Source organism: Flavobacterium xanthum (assembly GCF_900142695.1).
Lineage (GTDB): Bacteria > Bacteroidota > Bacteroidia > Flavobacteriales > Flavobacteriaceae > Flavobacterium > Flavobacterium xanthum.
Genome location: NZ_FRBU01000018.1, coordinates 65131 through 77415, shown reverse-complemented (window position 1 = coordinate 77415; position 12285 = coordinate 65131). Strand labels below are relative to the sequence as shown.

Here is a 12285-nt window from a genome sequence, read left to right as displayed (position 1 = left end):
CGCTTATAACGAATCTTAAAAATTCGATTATAAGCGTTTTTTTTGGTCTATAAAAATGACACAAATCAAAACAGACGATGTTTTTCAGTGCCCTCCTTTTAAATTAGCGTTTTTTTTATTTATTCAAGTTTGTGTTTTTGTAAGTAAAAATATTTTCTACTAGTGGGTTGTCTCAGGCTTCTATAGTTTTTTGAACTTTATAGAACAAAAAAGTATTATATAGGTAAAACACCAGTGTATAATGGTAACTAATTATTCAAATTCAGAAGTAAAGAATAACTTAACATTTGGATATTTATTTTGTGTCATCTGTATTGTAAAATCAGAATCAGCTAGAAAAACTAATTGTGCGTATTTATCATGTGCTAGAAATTTTTGCTTGATTCGTCTGAATTCTTTAAACTCATCACTTTTTACATCATTTGGTTTTACCCAGCACGCCTTGTGTACTGGAAAATTCTCGTAGGTACATTTAGCGCCATATTCATGTTCTAAACGGTATTGAATAACCTCGTATTGCAGCGCTCCTACTGTTCCAATGATTTTTCTGTTGTTCATTTCAAGCGTAAATAATTGCGCAACACCTTCGTCCATTAACTGATCAATTCCTTTGTCGAGTTGTTTGGCTTTCATTGGGTCTGCATTATTGATGTATCTAAAATGCTCTGGAGAGAAACTTGGAATTCCTTTGAAGCTCATGATTTCCCCTTCGGTTAAAGTATCTCCAATTTTGAAATTTCCAGTATCGTGTAAACCAACAATATCTCCCGGATAGGAGATGTCCACGATTTCCTTCTTTTCAGCAAAAAATGCATTTGGACTAGAAAATTTTAAATTCTTCTTTTGGCGAACGTGATAATACGGTTTGTTTCGTTCAAAAGTTCCTGAAACAATTTTTATAAAGGCCAGACGGTCTCTGTGTTTTGGATCCATATTGGCATGGATTTTAAATACAAAACCGGTCATTTTTTCCTCTTTTGGATCTACCAATCGTGTTTCTGAATCTTTTGGTCTTGGAGATGGCGCAATTTGAACAAAACAGTCTAATAATTCTCTTACTCCAAAATTATTTAAAGCAGAACCAAAAAAGACAGGTTGTAATTTTCCGTCTAAATAGTCTTGGCGGTCAAATTTAGGATAGACCTCGTCTATTAATTCTAATTCTTCGCGTAAAGTAGCAGCAGGTTTTTGCCCAATAATTTTTTCTAATTGTGGATTTTGTACATCTGAAAAAGCTATGGTTTCTTCAATATTTTTGCGGTTGTCCCCACTAAAAAGATTGATGTTTTGCTCCCATAAATTGTATATTCCTTGGAAGTCATATCCCATTCCTATTGGGAAACTCAGGGGAGTTACTTTTAAACCCAGTTTCTGTTCCACTTCGTCCATTAGATCAAAAGCATCTTTTCCTTCTCGGTCTAATTTGTTAATGAAAACGATAATTGGTATTTTTCGCATTCTACAAACCGCTACTAATTTCTCTGTTTGTTCCTCAACACCTTTGGCAACGTCAATTACTACAATCACACTGTCTACTGCCGTTAAGGTTCTAAAGGTATCTTCTGCAAAATCCTTATGTCCCGGAGTATCTAATATGTTTATTTTTTTATCTTTATAATTGAATGCCAAAACCGATGTAGAAACCGAAATTCCTCTTTGGCGTTCAATTTCCATGAAATCGCTCGTGGCTCCTTTTTTGATTTTATTGTTTTTAACAGCACCCGCTTCTTGGATGGCGCCCCCAAAAAGGAGTAGTTTTTCTGTAAGTGTAGTTTTACCTGCATCTGGATGCGATATAATCCCGAAAGTTCTTCTGCGTTGTATTTCTTCTAAAAAGCCCATATTTGTATAAATAGTCTGCAAAAGTACTATTTATAAGTGTGAATAAAAAAAATGAGACTGTCTTTTAGAACAGCCTCATTTTTTTTGCAAATTTTTTATGATTACATGTTTATCGACCAAACTGAATACCCATTTGGAGGACATTGTATTTTGACCCATTTGTCAGCTTGAGTTGTTGGTATCCATGCAGAATTTCCAGTAAAATCTTTTATTTGAGCATTAGTCCAGTTAGTCTGGATCCATCTCTCTTGCCATGTGGCGGAGTTATTGATATAGACTACTAATCCTGGATTTCCATTGTACCCATTTCTTCTGGCGATGTATTCACCAGTATCAGTATATAAAATCGAGGTTGTTCCCGTTGCTTTTTGGTTGTGAATCCAAATCAAATTGTTCATTTTGGTTTTGTTCAGCCATTCTTCATAATCTCTGTAAAAAATAGTTGGATATCCTTCATGGGTTAAGATGTAAGCATAGGCTAGCTCTTTTTTCCAAATCTCATCAGTATCGTGGTTGGAGACGAACGTAACTGCTTTGTGTGGGTTTCTTTTCCACATCATGTCATCGTTGAGGATGTTCAGGTTGTTTCCGTCAAATGCATCGTTCATTTTATAATAACAGGCAAAATCAAAAACAGAACTATTGGCATTATTTGCCCAATCATTCAGTATGTTTACGTTAGAATCCCATAATTCACCCACGGAGAATCCACCAACGTTTGCATTCCAATCTTTTATGACCCAAGGAGCAAAACCTTTAACATAATCAAATCTCCAGCCATCAAATTTCATCGTGTTCTTGTAATACTTTCCTACGCCATCTGCTCTTTTCCAAAGCCAGTCTTGCACATTTGGTGCCACATGGGCTAAATCTGGAAAGCCGCCAAAAGATCCTTCATCATTGTTTCCATAAGAATTTTTGTAAAAATCAGCGCTAGTTCTTGGGAATTTTCCAGAAGCCACACCCGTAAAATTGGTGTACGTTTGAGTTCCTGTAAACGGATTGTTCTCTAACTGCCCTCCGCTATTGTGATTCAATACCATGTCAGCATATACTTGCATGTTTTCAGTATGTGCTTTTGTAATTAGACTCTCTAATTCGGTACGTGAACCAAATCGAGTTTCTACCGTGCCATTTTGATTGAAATTTCCAAAATCGAAATAATCAGTAGGATCGTATCCCATAGAAAAGGGTCCGTTTTGCGCCTTTGAAACGGGTGGTAGCCAAACGGAACCAATACCCACATTTGACCACGCCGTAATTTTAGTGTTTACCGTGTTCCACCAAGTACCGCCGGCAGGTACATCCCAGTAGAAAGCTTGCATCATAACACCTCCGCCTGGATTTGCGAGATATTTTCCGTTTGTAGTATTTGATGCTTTTCCGGTGCTGAAAGGATGACCATCATGATGGGTGACATCAATAACTTTAAATTGTTTCGCAGCAGCAGTAGCATCGTTTGTAAAATCATCACTTGAATTACACGAAGACAAACCAACCAATAATGCGGCCAGCAAGTAATTTTTAAAATTTTGTTTGTTCATAAAAAGAGTAATTTGGGGTTAGTTAATAGATTTGGGTAAATGCTTTTAAAAGCAGATTTAGAAATAATTTCTTGTATTAGATTTTGATTCGTAGGTTGTTTCAGAATTTCAAATCTCTGCCATTTTGTGAATATTGAAATAGAGGGCGATAAAAAGTAGTATAACTTTATTTTTATATCTGTTTTTCTATCAAATTAATATGTTTTAGCTAATTTATACAATTTCTTACACGAGAAGCGTCAGAGTCTTTTTTAATTCGGAACGAAAACGTTGTAGTGTTGAGAACTTTTTATTTAGAGGTTTTAAAATGAGAATTTTAAGGAAATGTAGCTTGCCTTTTGCGGTGAACTCATTAAATTTTAGTGAGATTTTTGTTTGTAGCCAATAGTATGAAGCAGCACATTTTTAATTTTGAAAAGACAAATACAGTGCAAAGGAAAATTTTTAATCAATGATGAAGGTCAGATTCTAGAAAGTAGAATCTGCATTGGCTTCTTACAATCAGATTATTTCTAGTGTAGTAGCTTATTAAGCTAATTAAAAAATGTCTTTATAATATTTTGTTAATACTAGTTAGGAAACTTGTATTATCTAATTGAATTGCTATTTTTGTTCGTTTTAAATTTGAGGATAGCTACGGAATTGTATTATGAAAAGCAGTTCAATACTTGATTCTTAAAGCGTATATTTGCCAAAATTATTCTGGCTTTTATAGTTGGATTTAAAAACAACACAATCAGGATGTTTTACATTTAATATAAATTATAATAATGCCAATAAATAAAATACAAATGAAATCTATTAATAATAGAATTGCACTGACTTTTTTTCTTTTGCTTTTTACAAGTGTCATAACAAGTGCTCAAGAAATTATTAAGGACTCCGTTATCGCTCCTGTTAAAAAGATACAATCGACCGGAAAACTTAAAATTGACGGAGTAATAGCAACGGTGGGAGACTATATTATTTTAGATTCAGATATTGATAAGTCCTTTCTTGAAATTTCTACGCAAGGAGGTTCTGTGAATGATATTTCAAGATGTCAAATGCTAGGAAAATTATTAGAAGATAAATTGTATGCGCATCAAGCAATCCAAGATAGTATCGTAGTAACTGATTCAGAGGTAAAAGGAATGATGGAAGACCGCTTGAATTATATGATTGAAAAAATTGGTTCTTTAGAAAAAGTAGTTCAATATTATAAAAAGGATTCTGAAGAAGAATTTAGAACCTATTTCTCAGATATTTTAAAAGAGGGAAAGTTGACCTCTGAAATGCGAAATAAGATCGTTGAAGCAGTCGAAATTACTCCTGAAGAAGTTCGTAATTATTTCAAAACTATTCCTAAAACTGATTTGCCAACTTTTGGAGTGGAGTTAGAAGTGGCACAAATTGTTGTTACTCCAAAAGTCTCTGCTGAGGATAAGCAAAAAGTAATTGATAAACTGAATGAGTTTAAAAAAGAAATCGAAGAAGGCTCCAGTTTTTCAACTAAAGCAGTTTTATATTCTCAAGATCCGGGATCTAGATCGAATGGAGGATATTACAAAATGAATCGCAAAACTCCCTTTGTCAAAGAATTTAAGGAGGTTGCTTTTAGTTTAGCGGAAGGTGAAATATCAGCTCCTTTTGAAACAGATTTTGGATATCATATTATTTATGTAGAAAAAATTAAAGGACAGGAAATAGAGTTGCGTCATATTTTACTATCGCCAACGATTACTGAAACGGCGCTGGATGAAGCGAAAGAAAAAATTACTTTGATCAAGAAAAGAATTGAAGATAAAGAAATTACTTTTGCGGAAGCAGCCAGAACATTATCTGATGAAAAAGAAACAAGAGCCAATGGAGGAGCATTGATTAATCCACAAACGCAAGACACTCGTTTTGAATTGACAAAAATGGATCCTACTTTTTACAGTCAAGTTTCTAATTTGAAAGCAAATCAAGTTTCTGTTCCTATTTTAGACCAAGGAGAAGAAGGAAAGAAGAAATTCAAGCTGATCACTGTCACTAATAGAATTGATGAACATACGGCTGATTATGCTAAGGATTATATCAAAATTAAAGAATTGGCTTTAAAAAATAAGCAGATTCTGGCTATTGGAAAATGGTTTAATGAAAAAATAAAAGAAACTTATATCAAAATTATAGGCGAATACAGAGACTGTGATTTTGCAAATAATTGGCTTAAGAAATAGTACTATTTTTCAAATTTCAGGTACGTTTAGTACTAAAAAATTTTTCTTTTAATAAATAAAAAGAGTTAGTTTTATGATCTCATAACGCTAACTCTTTTTTAATTTTAAATACCTTATACATGTCAGACGTAGTAGCAATACAGAATTTAGTTCAAAAACGACAAGAGTTAAAAAGCGAAATAGCAAAAATTATTGTTGGGCAAGATGCTGTGGTAGATCAAATTTTACTTTGTATTTTTTCTGGTGGTCACGCCTTATTGGTAGGAGTTCCTGGATTAGCAAAAACCTTGATGGTAAATACGTTGGCGCAAGCACTGGGTCTTGATTTTAAAAGAATTCAGTTTACTCCTGATTTAATGCCTTCGGATATACTAGGAAGTGAAATATTAGATGAAAACAGACATTTTAAATTTATAAAAGGACCTATTTTTTCTAATATTGTGTTAGCCGATGAAATCAATAGAACACCGCCAAAAACTCAGGCCGCTTTGTTAGAGGCCATGCAGGAGCGTTCTGTGACTATTGCAGGTGAAAATTACAAGTTAAATTTACCTTATTTTGTTTTGGCTACCCAAAATCCAATAGAGCAAGAGGGAACTTATCCTTTGCCTGAAGCGCAATTAGACCGGTTCATGTTTGCTATAAAACTAGAATATCCCTCTTTTGCAGAGGAAGTTCAAGTTGTAAAACGTACGACTTCCGACATAAAAAATATCATAAATCCATTATTTACGGCACAACAAATTATTGATTTTCAGGCTTTAATCCGCAGAATTCCCGTAGCGGATAATGTTATTGAATATGCTGTAACTCTCGTTAGTAAAACGCGTCCTGACAATCCACTTTCTACTGAATTTGTGAAAAATTATTTAGACTGGGGAGCGGGACCACGCGCTTCACAAAATTTAATTTTGGCTGCAAAAGCCAATGCTGCTTTCAACGGAAAATTCTCTCCCGATATCGAAGATGTCAAAGCGGTAGCAATAGGAATACTTCGTCACCGAATAATCAAAAACTACAAAGCAGATGCGGAAGGTATCACCGAAGAAATGATAATTACAACGTTGTTCTAAATGCTTTTTTTGTTGCTTTGAGCTTGATTTTCGGGAGTAACTACAACGTTTTCTTAATTATTCAATTATTTGTGTTTTAGAAACGATACGAATACAATTGATTAGTTATGGATAAATCAATTTTATGTTAATTTTTTTAAATTTTATCATTTTTAAACAGTAAAAATCAGTATTAGGTAATAATATCTTTTGAAAACATGGCGTTCATTAAATTTTTTTAAATTTCATCTTAAAGAGCTAAATTTGCGTCATAAATAAAAAACTAGATAGTATGGCTTTTAATTTTGAGAGGATCAAAAGAAGCAGCCTTTAACATTGAAAACAATTGTATTATGAGCATTTATAACGATTATCTAAAGGAAATCGAAGAAAGAAAAGGACAAGGATTGCATCCAAAGCCAATTGATGGTGCTCAATTATTGGGCGAAATCATCACACAAATTAAAGATGTAGATAACGCAGATCGCGAAGACTCTCTTACCTTCTTTATTTACAATACGGTTCCTGGAACTACTCCTGCTGCTGGCAGAAAAGCTGCTTTTTTGAAGGAGATTATACTTGGCGTATCCACTGTAAAAGAAATTACTCCTGCTTTTGCGTTTGAACTATTGTCTCACATGAAAGGCGGTCCTTCGATAAAGGTGCTACTTGACCTAGCTTTAGATACAAATGTTGCTATTGCTAAAGAAGCAGCAGAGGTTCTTAAAACGCAATTTTTCCTTTATGAGGCGGATACCAATCGCTTAGAAGCGGCATTCAAAAGTGGAAACGAAATTGCTAAAGAAATTTTAGAAAGTTATGCTAAAGCGGAGTTTTTCACAAAGCTTCCTGAAGTAGTAGAAGAAATAAAAGTAGTTACTTACATTGCTGGAGAAGGCGATATTTCAACAGATTTATTGTCGCCGGGGAACCAAGCGCATTCTAGATCTGATCGTGAGCTTCATGGTAAATGTTTGATTTCCCCTGCAGCTCAGGATGAAATTCAGGCTTTACAAGCGCAACATCCTGACAAAAGCATCATGTTGATTGCTGAAAAAGGAACAATGGGTGTGGGTTCCTCAAGAATGTCAGGTGTGAACAATGTGGCGCTTTGGACTGGTAAAAAAGCAAGTCCTTACGTTCCGTTTATAAATATTGCACCAATTGTAGCAGGAACAAACGGAATTTCTCCAATTTTCCTAACTACTGTTGATGTAACCGGTGGTATTGGTCTTGACCTTAAAAACTGGGTAAAGAAATTAGATGAAAATGGAAATCCAATTCGCAACGAAAGTGGTGATGTGGTTCTAGAGGAAGCGTATTCTGTAGCTACTGGAACGGTGCTAACCATCAATACTAAAATAAAGAAATTATACAATGGCGATACAGAATTGATCGATATTTCTAAGGCATTTACACCTCAGAAAATGGAATTTATAAAAGCTGGTGGTTCTTACGCGATTGTTTTTGGAAAAAAACTACAAACGTTTGCTTCAAAAACTTTAGGAATTGCGATTGTTCCCGTTTTTGCTCCATCCAAAGAAGTTTCTATAGACGGACAAGGTCTTACAGCCGTTGAAAAAATATTTAATAAAAATGCTGTTGGTTCAACGCCTGGGAAAGTCTTGCACGCTGGATCTGACGTTCGTGTTACCGTAAATATTGTTGGTTCACAAGATACGACAGGTTTGATGACTTCTCAAGAATTAGAGTCTATGGCCGCTACTGTGATTTCACCAATTGTAGATGGTGCTTATCAATCGGGATGTCATACAGCATCGGTTTGGGATAATAAATCGAAGGCAAACATTCCAAGATTGATGCAGTTCATGAATGATTTCGGTTTGATCACTGCGCGTGATCCTAAAGGCGTTTATCATGCCATGACGGATGTAATTCATAAGGTGTTAAATGATATTACTGTTGATGAATGGGCGATCATTATTGGTGGTGACTCGCATACCAGAATGTCAAAAGGAGTTGCTTTTGGTGCTGACTCAGGTACCGTTGCGCTTGCTTTGGCTACAGGAGAGGCATCTATGCCAATTCCAGAATCAGTAAAAGTTACTTTCAAGGGAGACATGAAAAATTACATGGATTTCCGTGATGTGGTGCATGCTACACAATCTCAAATGTTGAAGCAATTTGGCGGTGAAAATGTATTTCAAGGACGTATTATTGAGGTGCATTTAGGAACCCTTACTGCCGATCAAGCCTTTACTTTTACAGATTGGACGGCTGAAATGAAAGCGAAAGCTTCTATTTGTATTTCTGAGGACGACACTTTGATTGAATCATTAGAAATTGCCAAAGGTAGAATCCAGATCATGATTGATAAAGGAATGGACAACGAAAAGCAAGTGCTAAAAGGATTGATTGCTATTGCTAATAATAGAATTGCAGCTATTGAATCAGGGGAGAAACCTGCGTTGACTCCAGATGCTAATGCAAAATATTATGCGGAAGTGGTTATTGATTTAGATATTGTTGTAGAGCCAATGATTGCCGATCCAGACGTGAATAACGCGGACGTTTCTAAGCGCTACACGCACGATACCATTAGACCACTTTCTTTTTATGGAGGTGTTAAAAAAGTAGATCTTGGTTTTGTAGGTTCTTGTATGGTGCATAAAGGCGATTTGAAGATTCTTTCTCAAATGCTAAAAAACATCGACGAACAATATGGAAAAGTGGAGTTCAAAGCGCCGCTTGTAGTAGCGCCACCAACATACAACATCGTTGATGAACTCAAAGCAGAAGGAGACTGGGAAGTTTTACAAAAATATTCTGGATTTGAATTTGATGATAATGCTCCTAAAGGCATAGCGCGTACTGGATATGAAAACATTCTATACCTAGAGCGTCCAGGGTGCAACTTATGTATGGGTAACCAAGAAAAAGCGGCCAAAGGAGATACAGTTATGGCAACATCAACTCGTCTTTTCCAAGGAAGAGTTGTTGAGGATACGGAAGGTAAAAAAGGAGAATCTTTGCTTTCATCCACTCCTGTTGTTGTATTGTCTACAATATTAGGTAGAACTCCAACAATGGAAGAATATAAAGCAGCGGTGAAAGGAATCAATTTAACTCAGTTTGCGCCATCTCATAAATTATTAGTAAAATAATATCTCATTTTTGTTAATTATATCAAAAAGCCTGAGTCTGTCAAAAGACTTAGGTTTTTTTTATGGGTATAGTTTCTCTATTTTTTGTACCTTGTGACTATTAAATACTTGAATTTTTATTACACATAACAAACAATCCTATACATTATGGCTTTTGATATTGAAATGATTAAAAAAGTGTACGACAACATGGCAACTCGTGTTGATAAAGCACGCGAAATAGTTGGACATCCACTTACTTTAACGGAGAAAATCTTATACAATCACCTTTGGGATGGAATGCCATCAAAAGCTTTTACACGTGGTGCTGATTATGTTTATTTTGCTCCAGATAGAGTGGCTTGTCAAGATGCTACCGCTCAAATGGCGTTGTTACAATTCATGCATGCTGGTAAAGCTAAGGTTGCTGTGCCTACAACGGTGCATTGTGATCACTTGATCCAAGCTAAAGTTGATGCGGTGACGGATTTGGCAAGAGCCAAAACACAAAGTAATGAAGTGTTTGAGTTTCTTTCGTCAGTATCTGATAAATACGGAATAGGTTTTTGGAAACCAGGAGCTGGAATTATCCACCAAGTGGTGTTAGAGAATTATGCATTTCCAGGTGGAATGATGATTGGAACCGACTCACATACCGTAAATGCGGGTGGTTTAGGAATGGTAGCTATTGGTGTTGGTGGTGCTGATGCTGTCGATGTAATGTCAGGAATGGCCTGGGAATTAAAATTTCCTAAATTAATTGGAGTAAAATTAACGGGTAAGCTTTCTGGTTGGACAGCTCCAAAAGACGTTATCCTTAAAGTAGCCGGAATTCTTACTGTAAAAGGGGGGACTGGTGCTATAGTTGAATATTTTGGCGAAGGCGCAACCGCTATGTCATGTACTGGTAAAGGAACAATTTGTAATATGGGTGCCGAAATTGGTGCTACTACTTCTACATTTGGGTATGATGATTCCATGAGTCGTTATTTGCGTTCCACAGACAGAGCTGATGTTGCCGATGCTGCCGATAAAATTGCGCCGTATTTAACTGGTGACGCAGAAGTATATGCTAATCCCGAATTGTATTTTGATCAAGTAATCGAAATCAATTTAGACGAATTAGAACCGCATTTAAACGGTCCTTTTACACCAGATTTAGCAACCCCTATTTCTAAAATGAAAGAGGAAGCCATCAAAAATAACTGGCCTTTGAAAATTGAAGTGGGTTTAATTGGCTCTTGTACGAACTCGTCTTACGAGGATATTGCTCGTGCTGCTTCAATAGCAAAACAAGTTACGGATAAAAACTTAAAAATTAAATCAGAATTTACCATTACTCCAGGTTCTGAATTGGTTCGATATACTATAGAACGTGACGGATTTATCGATATTTTTGATAAAATGGGAGCGACTGTATTTGCAAACGCCTGCGGACCTTGTATTGGAATGTGGGATCGAGAAGGAGCAGACAAAGAAGAGCGCAACACAATCGTTCACTCATTCAATCGTAACTTCTCTAAGCGTGCTGATGGAAATCCAAATACTTTAGCATTCGTAGGTTCACCAGAATTGGTAACTGCACTGGCTATAGCGGGTGATTTAAGTTTCAATCCATTGACAGATACTTTGATCAATGAAAATGGGGAAGAAGTTAAATTAGAAGCGCCAACAGGAGATGAATTGCCTCCAAAAGGGTTTGCCGCTGAAGATCCCGGTTTTCAAGCACCAGCCGAAGATGGTTCTGGTATCGTTGTTTCGGTCAGCGAAACTTCGGAGCGTTTGCAGTTATTAGCGCCTTTCTCACCTTGGGATGGAAAAAATATTACAGGAGCTAAATTGCTTATCAAAGCATTCGGAAAATGTACTACAGATCACATCTCGATGGCTGGACCATGGTTGCGTTTCCGCGGACACTTAGATAATATTTCTAATAATATGTTGATTGGTGCTATCAATGCATTCAACCAAAAACCAAATAAAGTCAAAAACCAATTGACTGGTATTTATGATGCAGTTCCCGCCGTTGCACGTGCATACAAAGCAGCTGGAGTTCCATCGATTGTAGTGGGTGATCATAATTACGGAGAAGGATCCTCTCGTGAACATGCCGCTATGGAACCGCGTTTCCTAGGTGTAAAAGCAGTATTGGTAAAATCATTTGCCCGTATTCACGAAACAAACCTTAAAAAACAAGGGCTATTAGGTTTGACCTTTGCAACAGAAGCAGATTACGATAAAATTCAAGAAGATGACACAATCAATTTCACGGATTTAGTTGATTTTGCTGTCGGAAAACCCTTAACGTTGGAATTCGTTCACGCAGATGGAACCAAAGATATAATTTTGGCAAACCATACGTATAACGAAGGTCAAATAGGTTGGTTCGTAGCCGGTTCAGCATTAAACCTGATTGCTGCTGCTGGAAAAATATAAGTAAAGTAAATAATTTTTATAGTAAAAACTCTCAAGCCAACTTGGGAGTTTTTTTATGGTTCAAAATCACTTATTTTTTTGGAGCTGCTTCCTGCTGGCCGTTTCA

6 protein-coding genes are annotated in these 12285 nt (G+C 36.0%); 4 read left to right on the top strand and 2 right to left on the bottom strand.

What is annotated here, in order from left to right; translation table 11 throughout:
- Positions 1-252: 252 nt before the first annotated feature.
- Together BUC11_RS09325 and BUC11_RS09320 are read right to left on the bottom strand one after the other, a co-directional pair.
- A complete protein-coding gene (locus BUC11_RS09325; protein WP_073353553.1) occupies positions 253-1842 on the bottom strand; it encodes a peptide chain release factor 3 in 1590 nt (529 codons plus the stop codon).
- A 101-nt stretch (positions 1843-1943) separates the two neighbouring features.
- Positions 1944-3386, bottom strand: a complete 1443-nt coding sequence (locus tag BUC11_RS09320) for an alpha-amylase (protein ID WP_073353551.1) — start codon at positions 3384-3386, stop codon at positions 1944-1946.
- A gap of 770 nt (positions 3387-4156) precedes the next feature.
- Here BUC11_RS09320 and BUC11_RS09315 point away from each other — a divergent pair.
- From BUC11_RS09315 to BUC11_RS09300, 4 genes are all read left to right on the top strand, one after another.
- Positions 4157-5587, top strand: coding sequence for a peptidylprolyl isomerase (locus tag BUC11_RS09315; protein ID WP_073353549.1), 1431 nt, complete (start codon positions 4157-4159; stop codon positions 5585-5587).
- A gap of 119 nt (positions 5588-5706) precedes the next feature.
- Complete coding sequence (locus BUC11_RS09310; protein WP_073353547.1) at positions 5707-6660, top strand: AAA family ATPase; 954 nt, start codon at positions 5707-5709, stop codon at positions 6658-6660.
- A gap of 332 nt (positions 6661-6992) precedes the next feature.
- Positions 6993-9764 (top strand): bifunctional aconitate hydratase 2/2-methylisocitrate dehydratase, encoded by a 2772-nt coding sequence (locus tag BUC11_RS09305; protein ID WP_073353568.1) that lies wholly within the window; start codon positions 6993-6995, stop codon positions 9762-9764.
- A 147-nt stretch (positions 9765-9911) separates the two neighbouring features.
- Complete coding sequence (locus BUC11_RS09300; RefSeq protein ID WP_073353545.1) at positions 9912-12179, top strand: aconitate hydratase; 2268 nt, start codon at positions 9912-9914, stop codon at positions 12177-12179.
- Positions 12180-12285 lie beyond the last annotated feature (106 nt).

Bases quoted from the DNA above. Each gene is read 5' to 3' on its own strand.
- BUC11_RS09325 (WP_073353553.1), bottom strand. From the start codon at position 1,842: ATGGGCTTTTTAGAAGAAATACAACGCAGAAGAACTTTCGGGATTATA.
- BUC11_RS09320 (WP_073353551.1), bottom strand. From the start codon at position 3,386: ATGAACAAACAAAATTTTAAAAATTACTTGCTGGCCGCATTATTGGTT.
- BUC11_RS09315 (WP_073353549.1), top strand. From the start codon at position 4,157: ATGCCAATAAATAAAATACAAATGAAATCTATTAATAATAGAATTGCA.
- BUC11_RS09310 (WP_073353547.1), top strand. From the start codon at position 5,707: ATGTCAGACGTAGTAGCAATACAGAATTTAGTTCAAAAACGACAAGAG.
- BUC11_RS09305 (WP_073353568.1), top strand. From the start codon at position 6,993: ATGAGCATTTATAACGATTATCTAAAGGAAATCGAAGAAAGAAAAGGA.
- BUC11_RS09300 (WP_073353545.1), top strand. From the start codon at position 9,912: ATGGCTTTTGATATTGAAATGATTAAAAAAGTGTACGACAACATGGCA.